Consider the following 19,495-nt stretch of genomic DNA (forward strand, 5'->3'; position numbering starts at 1 on the left):
TAACCGGTCGGGCCAGCAGTAGCGGTTACGGCAGCATTACGAAGGCAAAAGCTTCCGGCGACCCTCCCCGAAACTAATTGCTCTGCGGCATAAAATAGAAATTCCTGAATGCCGTTGTAGCCGCATCCCTCTTTATTCCGGTTGTTTCGATGCTTCTTCGACTCTCGTGCTGCGTGCCGTTGGTATTATCCGTTTTTTAGCTACTGGCCCAGCCCTGCACCACGTCCGCCGATGGCTTGACAGAGGCAAAACCAATTGACTTCCAGGCGCAGCAGCGGCTATTCCCACGGGTACGGGCTGCCGAAGCCACTACCGGCCCCGTGGTAGCCAACCTCCTGCGCACCCACTACCTCGACCCACGCCGGCTGGAAATCATGTTCCGCCTCGTGAAAACCCGCGTGGAGCTGGAAATGTGGGCGCGCAACCAAGGCGGCGGGCCGTTTGAGCTGCTTCGGACCTATCCGCTGGCGGCCACGTCGGGCGCGCTCGGCCCCAAGCGCCGGGCAGGCGACTACCAGGTGCCGGAAGGCTTTTACGAAATCGACCGCTTCAACCCCAACAGCAATTTCCATCTATCACTGGGCCTCAACTACCCCAACGCCGCCGATTTGGCGCTGGGTGAGCCCAACCCCGGCGGCGACATTTTCATCCACGGCGGTGCGGCCAGCATCGGCTGCCTGCCTATCACCGATGCCGGCATCGAGGAAGTGTACCTGCTGGCCATCACGGCGAGGGCGGCCGGGCAGGCGGTGATTCCGGTACATATTTTCCCGTTTCCACTTACGGAAATTGAGTTGGCGAAACACGCCACAAGCCCGCACCTGGCCTTCTGGCGCGGGCTGATGCCGGGCTACGCGTATTTCGAAAAACACCACGAGCCGGCGGCGGTGATGCCACTGGCGGTAAAGTAGCGCGAACTTTTAGTACGCTTTCCCGCGCCGTTAAAACTGTGCAGCTACGCGAACTAAAATTTCGCGCCACTACCTTGCCGCCGTGCCGCGTTTTCTTCTGCTTTTTCTGGTCCTGATTGCCCTGTTCAATGTCAGCCGCGTGCTGCGCGAACCGCGCCCCGATGCGGACCGGCCCATGGATTTCCGGACCTGCTACGTGGGCCAGGCCGTGTTGCGCCAGGGCCTGAACCCCTACGACGATGCCATTCTGAAAGCCGGCTGGCAGCGCATCACGCGGCAGGAAAGCATTGTCAGCTGCACCCAGCCGGGGCTGCCGAACCTGCCGTTTCTGTACCCGCCGTGGGCGGTGGGGTTGTTTGCCGGCACCATCGGCCGGCTGCCCTACGCCGTGGCGTGGCCGCTGTGGTACGGGCTGGCCCTGCTGAGCCTGGCACTGCTGGCCCGGCTGTGGCCCAGGGCGCTGCGCATCAAAAAGACTGAAATGGTGCCGTGGTGGCAGTTTCTACTAGCCGCCGTGGCGCTGAAAGGCACGGTGCCGGCCCTGCTCACCGGCCAGCCCACGTTTGCGGCGCTGGCGCTGGGCGTGGGCGCGCTGGCGGTTGGGAGCGGAATGAACTTCGTTGCGGAAGCCAGAACCAACCTAGCAGATGCCATTGATACTGAAGCGGCAACAGCTTCCCAGACCGCCCGAATAAAACCGCTTTGGCAACCTATTATAGCGGGCGTATTGCTAGGCCTGGCCGCGTTCAAAGTTACCCTGCTCCTGCCCTTCGCCGCATGGTTTCTCTGGAGAAAGCAGTGGCTGACGCTGGCCGTGGCCGCCGCCGTGGTGGCGCTGTTGAGCGCAGTGGCATTCTACTGGGCCGCTTTTCCGGCCGAACTACTGCCCACCTACCAGCACCTGCTGGCCCAGGTGCGCGCCCAATCCTTCGACCCCGCCGACCCCGACTACCCTCTCACCCAGGGCATGACGCTGCGTCTGGAGCTGGGCAACGTGCTGGAGTGGCTGCGCCCCGGCAGCAGCCCCTGGCACCTAGTGCTGCACGCGGCGCTGTGGCTGGCCGCCGGACTGCGGCTGCTGTGGCTCCGGCAGCAGCCAATACGGCTGGCCGACTGGTACCTGTTTCTGGTGGTGAGCACGCTCACGCTGCTTACTACCTACCACCTTTATTACGATGCCGTGCTGCTGTTGCCGCTGCTGCTTTTCAGCCGGTTTCTGCCGCGCCGGTGGCAGTGGGGGCTGCTGGTATTTTTGCTGCCGCTACTGCTGCCGCTCAATGGCCTAGCACTGGCGCTGGGCAACCCGGCAAGGCTGCATTTTCTGTATTTCCTGCCGCCGCTGGGGCTGCTGGGCGTGCTAGGACTGTTGCTGGCGCGGCCGGTGGGGAATACAGCCAGGCATGTCGTGCTGAGCGCAACCGAAACATGAGTTCTACCGAAGCTCTCTGGCCCACACTTGCGTAGGGCCACGCACCATCCGGCACGGTTTTTTCGTTTACGCCGCATTACCATACGCTTCCATTGCCCATGAAACGCCTTTTTCTTGCGCTGCTGCCGCTGCTGCTCACGCTCACGGCCCGCGCCCAGCGCCCCACCGACATCTGGTATTTCGGCCAGCAGGCCGGTCTGACTTTCGCCGATGGCAACACGCCCAAACCCCTGAACGACGGCAAAATGAGCACCTACGAGGGTTGCGCCGTGGCCACCACCGCCAAGGGCGAACTACTCTTTTACACCAACGGCGAAACCGTGTGGAACCGCAAGCACCAGCCCATGCCCAACGGCCGCCAGCTGATGGGCAGCGGCAGCAGTACCCAGTCGGCCCTCATCGTGCCCGACCCCGGCTCGGGCAATATTTTCTACATTTTCACAGTAGCCCCACAGGGCACGCCCAACGGCCTGCGTTACTCCATCGTGGATATGACCCGCGCCGACGGCTTCGGCGACCTGCCCCGCGTGAACCTACTGCTCATCCAGCCGGTGGCCGAAAAGCTGGCCGCCGTGCGCCACGCCAACGGCCGCGATACCTGGATAGTAGCCCACCGCTGGAACTCCAACGCCTTCGTGAGCTACCTCGTCACGGCCGATGGCGTATCGGCCAAGCCGCTGATGAGCAACGTGGGCAGCATGAACGCCGGCCCCGGCCGCAACGCCATTGGCGCGCTCAAGTTCTCGCCCGATGGCAAGCACTTGGCCGCCGCGCTGTGGAAGGAAACCAACAAATTCGAGATTTATGATTTTGACCGCAGCACCGGCAAAGTCAGCAACCCGCGCGGCTTTGGGCCTTATGCCGAGGCATACGGGGTCGAGTTTTCGCCCGATGGCAAGTTCGTATACGGCACCTGCAACGGCGTGGGCGGCGGCGAAACCCAAATCTGGCAGTTCGATTTGGCGAAGAAAGCCAGCCCACCGGTGCTGGTGGGCAAGTCGGCCAACCGTAAAATCGGGGCGCTCCAGCTCGGGCCGGATGGCCGCATCTACGTGGCCCGCGAGGACAACCCCAACCTCGGCGTGATTGAGCAGCCCAACGTGGCCGGCAAGGATTGCAAGTACGTGGACGAAGGCCTGAAACTCGGCGGCCGCCGCAGCAAGCTGGGCCTGCCCGCGTTTGTGGTGGTACCGAATTAGGTGCGTCTGTCATTGCGAGCGTAGCGAAGCAATCCGTCCTCCCAACGCGACCAGCCTTGAGAAGTGACAAAGCCCTTATCAAAAAGCCCCGACACTGTGCAGTGCCGGGGCTTTTCACATTATCAGGTTGGTCGCTGAGAACCGGACGGATTGCTTCGCTACGCTCGCAATGACGAACGGTTCTATTCGCTGCCGCCAATCTTAAACCGCAGCACGCCAAACGCCACCGAGCTATACGGCGAGTCTTCGCTAAGCAGGCCCACCACATCGCGGGTGCTGATGCCGGCTTCCCACACGGGCGACACGAAGGTGAGGCCCAGCGGCAGGCTCTTGCCGTAGCCCGCGCCGCCGGTGAAGCCGCTGCTCAGCTTCAGCCAGTTCAGGGGTTTGTAATCGACGCCGAGGCCCACGAAGGTGGTGGTCAGGTTGCCGGCCACCTTGTTGAGCGGCGCGGTCACGTCAAGGCCGGCTTCGAAGAACTTGTTGATGCGGATGCCGCCGCCCAGGCGCAGCTTGGCGGGCAAGGCGGCCGTGCGCTCCCTGGCCGGGGCGTACTTGAACAGGGTTTTGTTTTCCGCATCAAACTGCGTGCTGAGTTCCTTGAGCACGTTGTAAGTCTGCACGCCGGTGGAAGCGGTTTGCTGGAGCTGCTGGTCGGAGGCTTCGAGCACGTTGGCGGTCCAGGTCATCGAGCCCATGTCGGTGACGGCCGCGCCGAAGCGAAAGATTTTGCCGATTTCGGCCGATACGCCCGCGTCGAAGCCATTGCCGTGGCCCACGGGCTTGAGTCCCGAGCCCGACTCGTAGTTGAAGTTGGACGCGTTGGTAGCCAACCGCCCGTAGTCCACATCAAATACTGGCGAGAGGGCCGTGTAGGCCGTCAGGTTGCCCCCGTTCACCCGGATATCGGCGATGCCGATGCCCTGAATGTAGCGGTAGCCCGCGCCCAACGACAGCTTGAAGGCCTCATTTTGATACACCTGAATGCCGTAGGCCACGTTAAACTCGTTGGTCACGGCCGCCTGAATGCTGGTCCCGTCCAGCACCGTGGAAATGAGCGGTGCATTGGCCGCCGTGGGCGTGGGCGTGCCGCTGGTGTTGGGCGTGGGGTAGTACTGCTTTACCACGGCGGCATTCTGGCCGTTGATGAGGATGTCGGCGGCGTTGCGGTTGAGGGCCAGGTGGCCGCCGATGCGCTGGCGGCTGCTGAAGGCCAGGCCGCCCAGGCCGTTGGGCAGCGTGATGGCCAGACCGAAGAGGTTGGTGTCGAGGTTTAGGTTGAGCACGTTGTCGCCGGAGAGCTGATTTACCAGCGTGGCTTTTTCGGCGGGCCCGATGCTTTGGCCGCCGTCGTAGAGAATGTGCTTGAAGGTGGTTTTAGACAGCGACTGCGAGCCGATGCCCGCCCCCACTTCGCCAATGGTGAAGGCCACCCGGAAGTTGGTGCGGCGGCCCAGGTTAGCGGGGTTGATGCCGATGGCTTGGTAGTCGGTGGCGAAGGTGTTGATGACCCCGCCCCGGCCCGTGGCCGAGAAGTTGCTCAGCTCATTTTGGGCGAAGGCGGTGGCGGGGAGGGCCAGCCCGGCGGCCAGCGATAAGAGGCGGAAAGATGATTTCATAAGCAGAAAATGTGCGGTAAGCTTTAGCTTGCCGTTTAATTGTTGGAAAACGGGCCAATGTCGGCCCTAAAGTTAACCGGCAAGCTAAAGCTTACCGCACACATGCCCCCCAAACGTCTTTCTGCCGCTGAGTACGCCACGGGCATCCGGGCCGGTTCCCGCACGGTGCTGGGCCGCGCCATCACCCTCGTCGAAAGCACCCTGGCCAGCGACCAGGCCCTGGGCCAGGAAGTGTTGCAGGCGGTGCTGCCGCACACCGGGCGCAGCCTGCGGGTGGGCATCACGGGCGTGCCGGGGGTGGGCAAAAGCACGTTTATTGAGGCGTTGGGCCGGTTTCTGGTGGAAACAAAGGGCCTGAAACTGGCCGTGCTGGCCGTGGACCCCAGCAGCCAGCGCGGCGGCGGCAGCATTCTGGGCGATAAGACCCGGATGCCCTGGCTGGCGGCCCAGCCGGCGGCGTTTATCCGGCCCTCGCCGGCCGGCAGCAGCCTGGGCGGGGTGGCACGGGCCACGCGCGAGGCGCTATTATTATGCGAAGCGGCGGGCCACGACGTGATTATCGTGGAGACGGTGGGCGTGGGGCAGTCCGAAACCACGGTACACGGGCTGGTCGATTTTTTCCTGCTGCTGATGCTGGCCGGGGCCGGCGACGAGCTCCAGGGCCTCAAGCGCGGCATCATGGAAATGGCCGATGCGCTGTGCATCACCAAGGCCGACCACGGCAACGAGCAGGCCGCCCGCCGCGCCCGCCTCGACTACCAAAGCGCGCTGCACCTGTTTCCGGCCGCGCCCTCGGGGCAGGTGGTGCCGGTGCTGCTCACCTCGGCGGTGGCGGGCACGGGCGTCGGGGAGGTGTGGGAGGTCATCGAAACCTACGCCGCCGCCACTCGCAGCAGCGGGTATTTCGAGCGCCGCCGCCAGCAGCAGCAGCTGCAATGGCTGCACCAAAGCATCGCGCAGGCGCTGGAAAGCCGGTTTTATGCCGACGCGGCGGTGCGCGAGCAACTGCCGGCGGTGCAGGCGGCCGTGGCGGCGGGGCAGCTCACGCCGTTTGCGGCGGCCGAGGAGCTGCTGGGGTTGTAGGGCGGGCATTGCGGCGGGTCCCGGTTTTCACGCCTTTCTTTATTGTCTCATCAACCGCCTTGCGCGGGCTTTCCTTTTTTCCATGCCCACTCCTACCCGGTTCCGCCTGGCCCTGCTCGGCCTGGTTGCCTTCGCCACACTCACCGCCCGCGCCCAGACCACGCTCTCGGCCGAGCAAATCCACCGCTGGCAGCACCTCGATTTGCAGGCTGACGGCGTGCCCGGCATCAGCGCCGACCGGGCCTACCGGGAGTTGCTGGCTAACCGCCAGCCTACCCCGGTACTGGTGGCCGTCATTGATTCGGGCATCGACTCGACCCACGAGGACTTGAAGGGCATTTTGTGGCGCAACCCGCGCGAAATCGTCGGTAATGGCCTTGATGACGACCACAATGGCTACGCCGATGACGTGCGCGGCTGGAATTACCTGGGCGGCAAAAACGGGCAGAACATTGGCGTCGAAACCCTGGAGCAGACGCGCATCTACCGGCAGTACCGGCCGCAGTTTGAGGGCCAAAAGCGCAAGAGCCTGGCCCCGGCCGACCAGGCCCGGTTCGACGACTACCAGCTGGCCAAGGCAAGCTACGAAAAGGACCTGGCCGCCGACACCAAGCGGCTGGCGGAACTTACCGGAGCGTACGCCAGCAACGCGGAGTCGTTCAATCGGGTGAAGGAAAAACTGGGCGTGGCGGTGCTCGATACTGCCGTGCTGCACCAGGCCATCCGCACCCGACCCGATGTGGCCAGCGCGGCCTCCCTCTACGCCTTCCTGCGCCGCGCCAACTCCGCCAGCACCGACGAGTCGCTAAAGTCGCTGAACGACGCCATCAAGCACTACCGCGACCGGCTCGACAAAAGCCTCAACCCGGAATACAACCCCCGCCCGCTGGTGGTGGGCGACAACCCTGCTGACCTGACCGAAACCGCCTACGGCAACCCCGATACCCAGGGCCCCGATGCCAACCACGGCACCCATTGCGCGGGCATCATTGCCGGGCTGCGCGGCAACGGGCGCGGGGCCGACGGCGTGGCCGGCCCCTCCATCCGCATCATGAGCGTGCGCTCGACCCCCAGCGGCGATGAGCGCGACAAGGACGTGGCCAACTCCATCCGCTACGCCGTGGACAATGGCGCGCAGATTATCAGCATGAGCTTCGGCAAAGACTTTTCGCCCGACAAGGCCGTGGTGGACGCGGCCATGCAGTACGCCGACCAGAAGGGCGTGCTGCTGGTGCATGCCGCCGGCAACAGCAGCCACGACATCGACACCGAACGCAATTTCCCCTCAACCCGCTATCTCAACGGGCAGGACATCCCGAACCTGATAACCGTGGGGGCCAGCAGCCGCCACAACACCCCGGAGCTGCCAGCTGAATTCTCTAATTACGGCAAGCAAACGGTGGACTTGTTCGCGCCGGGTGTCGACATTTTTTCCTCCACCCCGGCCAACACCTACGCCACCTACAGCGGCACCAGCATGGCCGGCCCGGTGGTAGCGGGTGTGGCATCGGTGCTCAAGTCCTATTTTCCGCAGCTTACGGCGGCGCAGCTCAAGCAGATTATTCTGCAATCGGCGGTGCCCTACCACACCAAAGTCCTCAGGCCCGGCACCAAAAAAACGGTCGACTTTACCACCCTCTCGCGCACCGGCGGCATCGTAAACCTGTACGCTGCCGTGAAGCTGGCCGAGCAGCAAACGGTGGTGAAGTAGGTGTGCTGCCGCAAGTCGGAAGCACCGCAGTTAGTTAATTACCAGCGGGAGAAACGAAAGCCAAGAAATGGACCAATACAGTATTTTAAAAACGGTACATAAAGTAGGTCATCCTATTTCAGGCGTTGTAACCGGCTATTACATGTTCGATTTAGGGAATGGCTGGAGGGGTTGCAATATTGAAATGAAAACTACGTCAGCATTCAAATCAATTTTGCCTTATTCTGACCTCTTTGACGAATACGACTACTCTTCGTTCGATGAAACGCTTCTTCCCGCAATTGGCTCGAAACTCGATATGGTCGTCAGTAATTATGTAGACGGAACGCTTTATTTAAGCGCGAAGCCAAGTGATGTGGATGAAAAGCAAGTGGCTGATTTTGTAAACTTCTACAAAATCACCGAGAGCTTACGCGAAGGCGAAATCATAACTGGAAAGGTAAGTAAGGCAACATCATTTGGTCTTTTCATAGAGTTGCCATTTCCTTATTGGGGTCTGATTGAAATTATCAATCAGCAGTTTAGCGACTGTGAACTGCTTCCCTACAACCCTTCGGAATGGCCACTGGAAGGAGAGAATATCGCCTGCAAGATTTCCAGCTTCAGATTCCACAACAGACAAATTGACCTGTGCTGGTTATCCGCCAGTCTATAATGTGCGTCCTGCTAGCGTGCATCTGCGCCGCGCTGCTTACTGCAAAATTAGCCCCGTTTGGGCTTTTTCCTTTCTGATATGCACCAACGGGCGCGGACTCTCAGATTCCACGCTACTCTACCCGCGCCGGGGGCGCAGGGCCAGATAATCCAGATAATACAGCACCTTCACTGACACCGAATTATTGTGCGGGGTGTTGATGGTGTTGCTCAAGTTGTCGAAGTAGAGGGGGGTGGCGGCGTTGGCTTCGAAGAAGGACGCGCCGGCATTTTTCCAGACGATGCTAACCTGGGAGCCGGGCGCGAACCACCACGAGTACACGGCGTCGATGTTGAAGGCGTTGAAGGTATTGTCGCGGTTGCGGGTGTAGGTGGGTTCGGGGGTTTCGAGGCCGTCGGGGTGCAGGCGGGAGAAGTCGCGGTAATGCACGTTGCTCACGTAGTGCCGCAGGCGGATGTTGAACGACATGCGGTTGGTGAAGGTGTAGGTGGCCGTGGCGGTGTTGGTGAAGGTGGTGACGTTGCGGCGGCCGAGGAGCACGTCGCCGGCATCGCCACCGAAGCGGCGGATGACGGGCGCATCGGTGGAGTCGCTGCCATCGAGGCCACCGGCGTAGCCAATCTGGTTCATTCGCCGCTCTAGGCCGATGGAGTACACGAAGCTGAGTTGGTTGCTGGCCCGGTAGCGCGGCCCCAGGGTGAGGGCGTAGGTGTGGCGGCCGGGGCGGTCGCCGTCGGCCGTGAAAAAGCGGGCTCCGTAGTTGATATCCCAGGCAAATTTCTTGCGGTAATCGGAGGAGAAAAAGCCGCTGATGCCGACGTTGGCGGGCTTGCGCACGAAGTATTTGCCCAGGGGGGCGCGGCGCGGGTCGAAGTAGTCGCGGGTGAGCGGGGCGGCATCGAGGTCGACGCCGAGGGTGAGGAAGTTTTTGGTGATGGTGGTGTTGCCGCCGGCATAAAATCCCATGTCCTGGTAGAGGCCGGGCTGTTCGAGCCGCGAGTACGAAGTGCTGGCGTAGGTGCTGAGCTTATTGAGCTTCCAGAAGGGTTTGTAGATGTTGTAGTTGGCGTAGAGGGACTGCGAGATGTTGTTGTTGGCGAAGAGCAGACCCAAATCGTTGGGGTTGTAGCTGTGCGACTCGATGCCGTGGTCGAAGCCCCAGGTGAATTTGCCCGAAATTTTGCCGAAGTTGAGGTAGTACTTGTAGCCGTCCTGGTCCGAAACTTCGTCCTGCAAGCCAAAGTCTTTGCCCCGGCGGCGGGAGTACACCACGCGGCCGTTGAGGGCGTAGGAGTTGGCTTTGTTGGCGAATTTGAAGAGGCCGCCGGTCACGTTGGCGTCGTAGGTACTGCCGGCGCGGGTCACGTTGGTGTTCACCAGGCTCACGTAGGAGTTGTTTTTGAGGCTCTGGTCGAGTACCACGATGTTGTAGTTGCTCAGCGGCTGGGTGAGGATGTCGCGCCGCTGGCCGGTAGTGCTGTCCTGCACGGTGGCGTACACGTCGTTGCTCACGGCATTGAAGATACCCACGCCCAGACCCTTGCTGGTGCGGCCCGAGACTTTGGTGGCATTGAGCAGCCGCGTGATGCCGGGGTTCTGCACAATGAACTCGCCGCCCTGGCGGTGGCCGTCGGCGTTCATTGTGCCGGCGCGCAGCTGCCCGTCCACGCTGCCGAAGCCCAGCGGCTGCGCCCCTACGCGCCGCGAATAGAAGAGCCCGCCCTTGTTAAACAGCTCGGTGCCTTCGGTGAAAAAGCCCCGGTTTTCGTTGTACTGCACCTCGAAGGGTGAAAGGTTGAGCACCTGGTTATCGCTCTGGACCTGGCCGAAATCGGGCACCAGCGTGGCATCCAGCGTGAAGCTTTCGTTGATGCCCCACTTCACGTCGGCCCCGCCGTTGAAGGTGGTGGTGGTGTTCTGCTTGCCCTGCTCGTTGTAAGGGTAATGGTTCACGTAGGCGCTCACGTAGGGCGTGAGCGAGAGGCGCAGCGGCGGCTTGAGGTCGCGCAGGCCGGTGAGCTCGCCCCACTGGTTCACAAAGCCGTCGACCTGCGGCTTCACCTCGTTCCAGAAAAACTTCTGGCGGGAGCTGCGCCGCTGCCGGCCAAAATTCAGTCCCCACACCTGCTCGGTGGCCTTGCTGAAGCGGATGGCGGAGTAGGGAATGCGGATTTCGGCCACCCAGTCGGTGCCGTGCAGGGCAGTGCGCGAGTCCCAGACGGCGTTCCAGCTGCCGTCCTCGCCGTTGGTGGGCGACTGCCGGGCGTCGAGCTGCACCCCGCCCGAACTCACGATGAACTCGTAGCCGTTGAGGTGGTCTTTGTAGGTATCGAAAAATACCCCGAACCAGTCCGAGTTGCCAATATTGTCCCGGTTGCTCAGCTCCCGCAGAATGGAATCCTGCGACACGTCGTGCATGATGGCCCCCACGTAAATAGCGGCGTCGTCGTAGAGCACGCGCACTTCGGTGGGGTGTTTTTCGACGGGGCCGGGCGTGGGCTCCAGCTCGTAAAAATTGGTGGCGATGGGCGCAGTTTGCCACACGGCTTCATCCAGCAGGCCATCGAGCTTGGGCGGGGTGCTGATGCGCGTGGCCTGGAGCTGGCGCTTGGGAGCCGGCCGGGCGGCATCGGTAGCCGCTGGCGCGGCGGCCGGCGCTTGCTGGGCCTGGGCCACCCCGATAAAAAAACTCAGCCAACAAAGCAGTAAAAAACAACGCATAGTATTCGTCCGAAACAGAATAGCCTTCGGAAGGGCCAAGAGATGGGTGTCAGGGCGAAATAGTTGCTTGTGAGCAGGCATTTCCCAGATTATTAAAAAATGACGGGCATAAAAAAGCCGGTTTTCCGCGAGAAAAACCAGCTTTTTCGCTTTCCCTTCGCTTCCTATTCCTGGGTTGAAATCATCATGTTGAAGGTCTTGCCATCGGCGTGGCCGGTGAGCTTACGGTACTTATCGGCCAGCTCGTCCGACTGCTTTTTGCCGTTCACCGTCAGCCCCGCAGCGTTGAGCTGGAACTGGAGGTTTTTCTCATCAGCGCCGATGATGCCATCCTTGCGCAGTTCGTTCCGCAGCTCTTCCGAGTCCACGCGGGGCGGGGCCGGTGGCGCGGGTGGGGCGGCTATCGGGGGCATCGGGGGCATGGGCGGGGCCATGCGCGGGGCGAGGGGCGCTCGCGGCGGGCGGGGTGGCGTAGGTCCGTCGAAATCGTTGTTGATGATGGTGCTGCTGTCGCTGTTGCGGGTTATCACCATGGCGTTGTTGCCGGTCAGTTTGCGGCCGGTATTGCTTTCGTACAGCTTCAGGTATTTCTGAAACACCTTCGCCGACTGTTCCTTGCCGTCAATCACCAGGGCGCGGGCCGTGAGCTTGATTTGGTAGTGGTCGGGGTCTTTCAGCAGGCCGTCCTTCTGCATCTGGCTCACCAGGGCGTCGTTGCGGTCGCGGTCGCGGTCGGCGCGGTCCCGGCTGCGGTCGGCTTGGTCCCGGCTACGGTCGGCGCGGTCCTGCTCCAGGTCCCGCAGCTCTTGCTGCGACTCACGAATGCGGTCCTGGAGTTCCTGGCGGCGGTCGCGGGCCTCCTGGGTCCGGTCAGCGCTCTGGCGGGAGGAAGAGTGGCGCTCCTCCTGGCGCAACTCGGTGAGGGCATCGCGGGTAGCGCGGCGGGCCTCATCGCTGAGGCTGGGGTCGCGCAGGGTGGTTTCGAGGGCGCGGCGGGCTTCGTCGAGGCCCTGGCTGGCGGCTTGCAGGCCAATGTTGAGGCCCACGTTGCCCAGCTTCAGGGCGTTGGTCACGAGCTGGCCCAGGGCCGCGTCGTCAATGTCGATGTGTACATTGCTGTTGATGTCCCCTGCGCGGCGGTTGCTGTCGTAGGTGTACGTGCCGCTCTTGCGGTCCAGCTTGCGGGCTTCCTGGTCCATTTCGCGGCCCATCTTATCCAGCTTGCGACCGGCTTTGTCGAGTTCGCGGCCGGCACGGTCTAGCTCACGGGCGTGGTCATCCAGGCGGCGGCCTTCCCGGTCGTTCTCGCGGCCGGCCTGGTCCAGTACGCGGGTGCTGTATACAATGCGACGCCCTGGGCCGGCTTCGGACACCGGCACCACCGTTACCTGCTGGCCGGCGCGGCGCTCGGCTTTCGAGGGCTTGTCGGTGGGCACGGCCACGGGCTGCCCGTTCACCATCAGGCTGGTCAACCGGCCTTTTTTGTCGCGGGTAATCACCACGGTGCCGGGGTCGGCGGGGCGAGTATCACGGATGGTATCGGCGGCGGTTGGGAAGGCGGCGGTTGGCTGGGGCTGTTGGCTGCGTGGTGCTAAGCTGTTGGCCAGGGCCGGGTGCATCAGGCGGCGCACCGTGGGCAGCGTGGCTTTGGCTAAGGGGCCGGCCAAGGCCACACTGCTACCCAGCAGGCCCAGCCCACCCAGCACCAGCGCGCCGGCCAGCAGGCCTTCGCCCAGCGTGGGGGCCGCGGGGCGGCGCTGCACCAGGCGGCGCACTCGCAGCAGCAGGGCACCGGGCCGGTTCATCGCGGCTAGGGCGAGGCGCGGGGCAGCGGGCACCACGGCGCTCTGGCTCCACTCGGCCAGGGCCGTAAGGGCGCGGGCCAGCCGGAGCGGGTCGCCGCCCACGAGGGCCGTGGCGGTATCGTCGCAGCAGTTTTCGCGCTCGGTACGCACGCAGTTGGCCATAAACCACACGGCCGGATGGTAGAAAAACAGTACTTCGGCCACGGTTTGCAGCAGGTTCACGAGGTAGTCGCGGCGCAATACGTGGGCCAGCTCGTGCGCCAGAATAGCTTCCAGGCAAGCCGGCGACAAGCCCGCCACCGTGCCCAGCGGCAGCAGAATCACGGGCCGCAAGTGGCCCACCACCAGCGGCACCCGCACCAGCGCCGACTCCAGCAGCGCCACCGGCCGCTTCACGCCGCTGCGGGCGGCCAGCGCGGCCAGCCGCTCCTGCCACGCCGCCGATAGCGGGCGCACCCGGTAGTTGCGCAGCCGCTGTACATAGAGCAGGCCGCCCAGCATCCGCAGGCTCATGGCCAGCAGGCCCAACAGCCACGCCACCACCAGCAGCGGCAGGTTATTATCAAAATACCGCAGGCCGGTAGCCAGCCACCCAGACGTCGACGGCCGGGCAGTGGGGCTCCCGGCCGCAGTTGCAACCAGGCGCAAATGCACCGTATTTGCAGCAGCGGTTACCGTATTTCCTGTTGCTTTTAAAGCTGCTGAAACACCCGCCGCAGAAGTTTCCATCTGCCTTAGTGGCATTGTCGGTTGCGTTTCCACGGTGCCCGGACTCAACAAGGCATTCTGCGTCGGGCTCGAATTAAAATACAGCCCAAACGTGATGCCAGCCAGCGCCACCACTACGCCCAGCGCCCCGGCCGAGGCCGCGTAGCGCACTTCGGCCCGCTGCCGGCGCAGCAGCAGCAGCGCCCCGGCCAGCACGGCCGCCACCAGCGCGCCCTGCCACAGCGAGTGCAGCAAGGTCCAGCCCAGAGCCCGCGTGAGTGCGGGCGAAACGAATTGCTCAAGCGTGGTCATCGTCGTCGGAATTAGGAGTGGAATTCTGGATTTCAATGTCATTCAGCAAGCGGCGGATTTGGGCCAGCTCGTCGGCCGAGGTCTGGCGGCTACCCAGGGCCTGCATCACCAGCTTCATCGCCGAGCCGCCGAAAGTAGCGTCCACGAACTTGTCGAGCAGCAGCCCCTGGGTTTCCTGCTCACGCACCGCGGCCCGGTACACATGGCTGCGGTCGGCATCGTCGCGCCGCACCAGGGCCTTTTCCAACATCAGCTGCAAAATCTTGAGCGTGGTGGTGTAGCCCACCTCCACTTGGCGGCGCAGGCTCAGGTGGTCGTTGATGGCCCGCACGGTGGCGGGGCCGTGCTGCCAGAGCACATGCAGGATTTCCAACTCGGAATCCGTAGGTTTGGGGGGCGGTGCTTTGCTCATGTCGAAAGATACGAGGTTACTACGAATTATTTCGTAGGATGAGGCAAAGATTATACGAACATATTCGTAGTTACAAGAAACACCTACGAAATAATTCGTAATTTAAAATAAAATCCTGTTAGTCAGCGCTTTATTTTTATACCCGGTTTTTGTCCGTTGTTTTCCGCTTTCGTTGATGCCTGCCACCGGGTCGCTCGTTGACTTTCGCCTCGCCTACTTCGGCCCCTACGACCACTACATGGGCTGGCACGATGGCTACGACGCCGACCTCACGGTCCTTGATGCCCTATCCCCCGCCGACCGCCTCACCGCCGAAGCCGAGCTCTGCGCCGACCTGCGCACTGGCCTTGCCGACCCGCGCGTGCCCATTGGGCTGGGCCACCTGCGCACCGCCGCCGCCCTGCCCCTGCTGCACGCCAACCTGGGCCGCCTGGGCATGTATGCTCTGCAAGCCATTGCCCACATCGACCCCGCCGCCCTCGATGCGGACCAGGTTCTGGCGCTGTTACGCAGCCCCAGGCTCACCGAGTATCAGCTTTTTGAAATCGTCATTGGACTAGGCGCTTTTTTCACGCTCGCCCAACTCGACCCTCGCCTACCCACCCAGCTGCTGGCGCTACTAGCCAACCGCCATTTTCTGGTACGCACGCACGCCCTCACCGCCCTGCGCAGGCTCTACCACCTGCCCGACCCCAAAGAAGGCGACGGCTCCGTCATCACGCGGGCCGATGTGCTGCGCGACGAGCTGTTCGGCCTCATCAGCACCGATAAGCGGCCCGCCGATTTCAGCCGGGCCCAGGCGCTGTTTCAGGCCCAGGTGGCGGGCATCAGGCCTGCGCCTCCTTCCGGCGCTTCACCAGCGTGACGCGGGCGCGGTGGCAGATGCCGCCCAGTGGCGGGTTGAACTTGCTGACGCTGATACGGACCTTCCGCACGTGCGGCAGCTCGGCCATAATGCGGTCGAGCACGCGGTGGGCGACGTGTTCCAGCAAGCGGGCGGGGGCGCGCATTTCCTCGGCCACCAGGCGGTAAAGCACCTCATAGTTCACCGTCTGCTGGAGCTTGTCGGACTCGCCGGCGGCCAGCAAATCGGTTTTGATGTACAGGTCCACCCCGTACTTATTTCCTATTTTCTGTTCTTCGTCGTAATAGCCGTGAAAGGCGAAAAACTCCATGCCTTCGAGTGCAATCTGGCCCATGCGGTGTGGTGATGAGGTGATGAATTGGTGAGCGTAGCTGGCAAGCGGCCGCCGGCAATAAGGTGGGGCCGCTAACTAACGCGCAAAGGTTGCCCTGTAAAACCAGGAAAGCCCACCACAAGGGCGGGCTTTCCGGTTTGTCAATTGAACAACGGTTGTTAATCGACTGCAGAATCCGATAAATCCGGGGTTAAATTTCATCAAAGAATGACTTCTCCGCCACAACTGCTTCGGCCGGAGCAGCAGCAGCTACCGCCGCCATGCCGGGCTGACCGGGATGCGTAACGGGCGAGGGCTGGTTGATTTCGGGATGGTTAGGAGTCACCGGCTGGATATCGGGCGAAGGCGGCTGCACGTAGGGCGGGTTAGGCTCGGGCACCTGCGAAGGCGCGGGCGGGTCGATGTGCGGGGCGGGCGCGATGCCGGGGTTTTCGGCCGGAGCACCGGGCCGCTCAATTTCGGGGTGCGGGTTCTGGGCGGGGGCACCGGGGTCGGGCTGCTGGCCGGGCTTGGGGTTGTAGCCGGTGGTCTGGGCTGCGCGCTCCAGGGTTTCTTCGGAGCGGCCCAACAACGTGGGCGCAAACGAAACAGGTGTGGCGGCGGCTACGGCCGAGGCCGATGAAACAGCGGCAGTGGAGGTGACTTGCATGGCGGCAGGGGTTTCGGACGTGGGTTCGGCGGCGGCTTCCTTGGGCCGCTCTACCTGTACGCGGGCCGCGCGCGAAAGGATGGCCGCCGTGCCCCCTTTGGGCCGGTTGCGGGCTTTTTCCACTTTATCCAGCGCATCCGAGGCCAAGTGGTGCAGGTCGCGCACGAGGCCGTCGAGCTGCTGCTCCAGGCGCTGGCACTCCTGGCCCAGGCCGCCCACTTCGCGCTGCATGTCGGACACCGTTTTTTCGGCCTGCTGGTAGGCACCGTCCACCACTTCGCGGGCGCGCTGGCGGGCTTCGCTGAGGATGCTTTCGGCCTGAAACTGGGCTTCGCGGATGCGCAGGTCGGCATCGCGCTGGGCCTGCTCGGTGATATTGTTGCCGGTGTCCTCAGCCGTTTTGAGGGTGCGGTAGAGGCTGCTTTCCACTTCGCGCATCTTCTGTACGTCGTGCTGGGCGTGCTCAAGTTTGAGGCGCAGCTCACGGTTTTCGTCGCCCATGCGCTCCCACTGCTGCGAAACGGTGGTTAAAAACGCCTGTACTTCGTCCCTATCAACCCCCCGAAAGGATTTTTCAAACGTTTTCTGGCGGATATCGAGCGCGGTGAGTTTCATTTTTTCAGTTGTCAGTTATTCGTGGCAGGCAGTTCGAATCAGAAGCAGGAATCAGGCATTTTTATCCCCGAAAACTGACAAAGAACCGCCCACAGCTACGCGCCTAATTCCCAAACGGCCAGGCTGCGGTCGTCGCTACACGAAACTAGCCGGTTTTGGTTGCCCGGCCAAACCAGCCGGTTCACCGAGGTGCCGTGGCCGGCGGCGCGGGTCCGGTCCAGGACGCGCAGCAGCGTGAGCGTGGCCGCGTCCCAGAGCTTGATGCTTTTATCGAGGCTGCACGAGGCCAGGTAGCGGCCATCGGGGCTAAAGGCCAGGTGGTTGATGGTGTACATGTGGGCCGGCACGGTGTCGGCCAGGGCGTAGCCGGCGGCCACGTCCCAGCGCCGAATCTGGGCATCGCGGCCGGCCGTGAGCAGGTGCGCGCCATCGGGCGAAAAAGCCACGGAGAACACCGAATTGGTGCTTTCGGCAAGGGTGAATTTGGTTTCCAGCGAGTCTAGGTCGAGCACGCGGGTGAGGTGGTCGGAACTGCCGATGACCAGCTCGTTGCGGCCTTCGTGCAGGGCCAGGGTGCGCAGGCTCTTATCGGTGATGCGCAGCAGCTTTTCCAGTCGGAAATCGGGCAGGCGCAGCACCGCCAGCGTGCCATCGGCCAGCCCCGCATAAAGCCGCTGCCGACTGGGCGAAAACACGATTTCGAAGATGGCTACCGGCGGCAGGGCCGTGGCGTGGGCCAGTTGCTTTTGATTTAAATCAATGGCCTGAATGCCCTGGAAATTGTGCCCCAGCACCAGCAAATCCAACTCCGGCAGGTGGCGCAGGGCATACACCGAATTCTCGACGCGGGCCAGCAGCTCGCCGTCGCGGGCGGGTTCGGCGGCGTCCCAGCCCACCACCATGCCGTCGGCGCTGCCGGAGAAAACCTGGCTGCCAGGGCCGCCCGTGAGGGCGTACACAGCATCGCGGTGGCCGGCGAGGGTGGCCATTCGGGTAACGGGCGGGCGGAAGATTTCGGACATACGGGTGCGGCAAAGGTAGCTTTGTAGTAGCTGTGCAGCCGCTAAAAGAACGTCATGCTCATCTGGCGTTCTTGGCCACCTCTCGTTTCCCACTCCCCGCTCCCAAAATGCCCCTGCACTCCATCCAGCGCCTCTCCCCTACCGCCGTGCTGGGCCTCTGGCACCTCACCGAAACGCCCACCGATTTGTGGTTTTTATTGCCGCAGAAGGCCGCGTACCGACAGCTCCGGCCGGCGACGGCCGATGAGGTCCGCAAGGCGCAGTGGCTGGCGGGCCGGGTGCTCGTTCACGCCCTGATGACGGAAATACTGCCCATGCACCATCCCCCGCTGGTGGTGCGGAACGATGCCACCGGACGGCCCTGGCTGGCAGGCATCGCGGCGAGCGTGGGCCTCACGGTGTCGCTGTCGCACTCCGGCAGCTGGGTGGCGGCGTTGCTGAGCCAGGGCGGCCGGGTGGGGGTTGATGTCGAAATCATCCGCGACAAGGCGCAGCGCTTGGCCAGCAAGTTTCTGGCCGCCCAGGAGTGGGCCGCCGCCCAGGCCGTGCCCGACGGCCCCGCCCACTACACCCTGCTCTGGAGCGCCAAGGAAACGCTCTACAAGCTGGCGGCCCAGCGGGGCATTATTTTCCGCCAACAGCTGTTGCTGCACGAATTTAGCCCGCAGGAAGCCGGCGAAATTCCCGCCACGCTGGTGTTGGGCGGTGCCCAGACCCGGCACCGCATTTGCTATACCCAACCCGCGCCCGGCTACGTGCTTACCTATTGCCACGAACCCGCCGGGTAGCCGCGAGCCCTTGCGCCGCGCCGTTTTGTCTTACCTTACCGCTATGTCTTTCCGTCGCATTTCTATTCTTACCGCCGTGGCCCTGCTGGCCGTGACCCTCGCCGTGGGCGTGGCCCGCGCCCAGGCCGGCGGCACCGTTTCTGATTTCACCCTGAAAACTGCCGCCAACGCCGATGTCGCCCTCAAAAGCTACGCCAAGGACAAGGCCGTGGTGGTGGTATTTCTGAACCCGGCCTGCGCCTTTTCGCGCCTCTACCAGGAGCGGCTGGCCTCGCTCAGCAGCGCCTACCGGGGCCGGGGCGTGCAGTTCCTGTTCATCAACGTGCCCATCAACCTCGACGCACCCGGCACCGCCGCCCCCGGCGAAGTCGAGCTGCCCACCCTCACCGATGCCAGCCAGCAGGTGGCCGGCCTGCTCGGCGTGACCAAAACCGCCGAGGCCGTGGTGCTGGAGCCCGCCGGCAACGGCTTTGCCGTCCGCTACCGTGGGGCCATCGACGACAATCCGCAGGTGGCCGGCAGCGTGCAGCAGCCTTACCTGAAGCAAGTGCTGGATAACGTGCTGGCCGGCCGGCCCGCCGGCGTGGCCGACAAGCGGGCCGCCGGGTGTTTGATTAAGCGGTAGTCGCCCGTCATCGCGAGTGCCGCATTCTGCGC

At 63.2% G+C, this 19,495-nt stretch carries 16 protein-coding genes; 9 read left to right on the top strand and 7 right to left on the bottom strand.

Annotation, left to right across the window (positions count from 1 at the left end):
* Window positions 1-320: 320 nt before the first annotated feature.
* From ACVWYF_RS09625 to ACVWYF_RS09635, 3 genes are all read left to right on the top strand, one after another.
* Complete coding sequence (locus ACVWYF_RS09625) at window positions 321-911, top strand: L,D-transpeptidase family protein (RefSeq protein ID WP_457067183.1); 591 nt, start codon at window positions 321-323, stop codon at window positions 909-911.
* Between the two features lie 82 nt (window positions 912-993).
* Complete coding sequence (locus tag ACVWYF_RS09630) at window positions 994-2,340, top strand: glycosyltransferase 87 family protein (protein ID WP_457067186.1); 1,347 nt, start codon at window positions 994-996, stop codon at window positions 2,338-2,340.
* 98 nt (window positions 2,341-2,438) lie between these two features.
* The gene (locus ACVWYF_RS09635; protein WP_457067189.1) at window positions 2,439-3,539 is read left to right on the top strand and encodes a hypothetical protein; all 1,101 of its coding nucleotides are present in this window, start codon (window positions 2,439-2,441) and stop codon (window positions 3,537-3,539) included.
* A 182-nt stretch (window positions 3,540-3,721) separates the two neighbouring features.
* Here ACVWYF_RS09635 and ACVWYF_RS09640 read toward each other — a convergent pair whose 3' ends face one another.
* Window positions 3,722-5,158 carry a DUF5723 family protein gene (locus ACVWYF_RS09640; protein WP_457067191.1) on the bottom strand — a complete coding sequence of 479 codons (1,437 nt, stop codon included), beginning with the start codon at window positions 5,156-5,158 and terminating at the stop codon, window positions 3,722-3,724.
* 102 nt (window positions 5,159-5,260) lie between these two features.
* Here ACVWYF_RS09640 and meaB point away from each other — a divergent pair, with 102 nt between their 5' ends.
* The 3 genes from meaB to ACVWYF_RS09655 all read left to right on the top strand — a co-directional run bounded on the left by meaB (window position 5,261) and on the right by ACVWYF_RS09655 (window position 8,607).
* Window positions 5,261-6,241, top strand: a complete 981-nt coding sequence (gene meaB / locus ACVWYF_RS09645; RefSeq protein WP_457067193.1) for a methylmalonyl Co-A mutase-associated GTPase MeaB — start codon at window positions 5,261-5,263, stop codon at window positions 6,239-6,241.
* Window positions 6,242-6,323: 82 nt separating this feature from the next.
* A complete protein-coding gene (locus ACVWYF_RS09650; protein WP_457067196.1) occupies window positions 6,324-7,952 on the top strand; it encodes a S8 family peptidase in 1,629 nt (542 codons plus the stop codon).
* Window positions 7,953-8,019: 67 nt separating this feature from the next.
* Complete coding sequence (locus ACVWYF_RS09655; protein WP_457067198.1) at window positions 8,020-8,607, top strand: hypothetical protein; 588 nt, start codon at window positions 8,020-8,022, stop codon at window positions 8,605-8,607.
* 117 nt (window positions 8,608-8,724) lie between these two features.
* Here ACVWYF_RS09655 and ACVWYF_RS09660 read toward each other — a convergent pair whose 3' ends face one another.
* From ACVWYF_RS09660 to ACVWYF_RS09670, 3 genes are all read right to left on the bottom strand, one after another.
* Window positions 8,725-11,328, bottom strand: a complete 2,604-nt coding sequence (locus tag ACVWYF_RS09660) for a DUF5916 domain-containing protein (RefSeq protein WP_457067201.1) — start codon at window positions 11,326-11,328, stop codon at window positions 8,725-8,727.
* A gap of 164 nt (window positions 11,329-11,492) precedes the next feature.
* Window positions 11,493-14,153 (bottom strand): M56 family metallopeptidase, encoded by a 2,661-nt coding sequence (locus tag ACVWYF_RS09665; protein WP_457067204.1) that lies wholly within the window; start codon window positions 14,151-14,153, stop codon window positions 11,493-11,495.
* Window positions 14,140-14,565 (bottom strand): BlaI/MecI/CopY family transcriptional regulator, encoded by a 426-nt coding sequence (locus ACVWYF_RS09670; protein ID WP_457067206.1) that lies wholly within the window; start codon window positions 14,563-14,565, stop codon window positions 14,140-14,142. Before ACVWYF_RS09670 ends, ACVWYF_RS09665 begins: the two co-directional genes overlap by 14 nt.
* Window positions 14,566-14,740: 175 nt before the next feature.
* On the opposite strand from ACVWYF_RS09670, the gene ACVWYF_RS09675 reads away from it, so the two are divergent.
* Window positions 14,741-15,430 (top strand): hypothetical protein, encoded by a 690-nt coding sequence (locus ACVWYF_RS09675; protein ID WP_457067208.1) that lies wholly within the window; start codon window positions 14,741-14,743, stop codon window positions 15,428-15,430.
* On the opposite strand, the gene folB is transcribed toward ACVWYF_RS09675, so the two are convergent.
* From folB to ACVWYF_RS09690, 3 genes are all read right to left on the bottom strand, one after another.
* Window positions 15,393-15,764 carry a dihydroneopterin aldolase gene (gene folB / locus ACVWYF_RS09680; protein WP_457067210.1) on the bottom strand — a complete coding sequence of 124 codons (372 nt, stop codon included), beginning with the start codon at window positions 15,762-15,764 and terminating at the stop codon, window positions 15,393-15,395. The two genes, ACVWYF_RS09675 and folB, sit on opposite strands and share 38 nt — an antisense overlap.
* A gap of 190 nt (window positions 15,765-15,954) precedes the next feature.
* Window positions 15,955-17,028, bottom strand: a complete 1,074-nt coding sequence (locus ACVWYF_RS09685) for a DivIVA domain-containing protein (protein WP_457067212.1) — start codon at window positions 17,026-17,028, stop codon at window positions 15,955-15,957.
* Between the two features lie 95 nt (window positions 17,029-17,123).
* Window positions 17,124-18,050: a WD40 repeat domain-containing protein gene (locus ACVWYF_RS09690; protein ID WP_457067214.1), complete on the bottom strand. Its 927-nt coding sequence runs from the start codon at window positions 18,048-18,050 to the stop codon at window positions 17,124-17,126.
* 107 nt (window positions 18,051-18,157) lie between these two features.
* On the opposite strand from ACVWYF_RS09690, the gene ACVWYF_RS09695 reads away from it, so the two are divergent.
* On the top strand, window positions 18,158-18,838 hold the full coding sequence (locus tag ACVWYF_RS09695) for a 4'-phosphopantetheinyl transferase superfamily protein (protein ID WP_457067216.1): 681 nt from the start codon (window positions 18,158-18,160) through the stop codon (window positions 18,836-18,838).
* Window positions 18,839-18,881: 43 nt separating this feature from the next.
* Window positions 18,882-19,463 (top strand): redoxin domain-containing protein, encoded by a 582-nt coding sequence (locus tag ACVWYF_RS09700; RefSeq protein WP_457067219.1) that lies wholly within the window; start codon window positions 18,882-18,884, stop codon window positions 19,461-19,463.
* Window positions 19,464-19,495: the final 32 nt, after the last annotated feature.

The organism is Hymenobacter sp. UYAg731 (genome assembly GCF_054061335.1).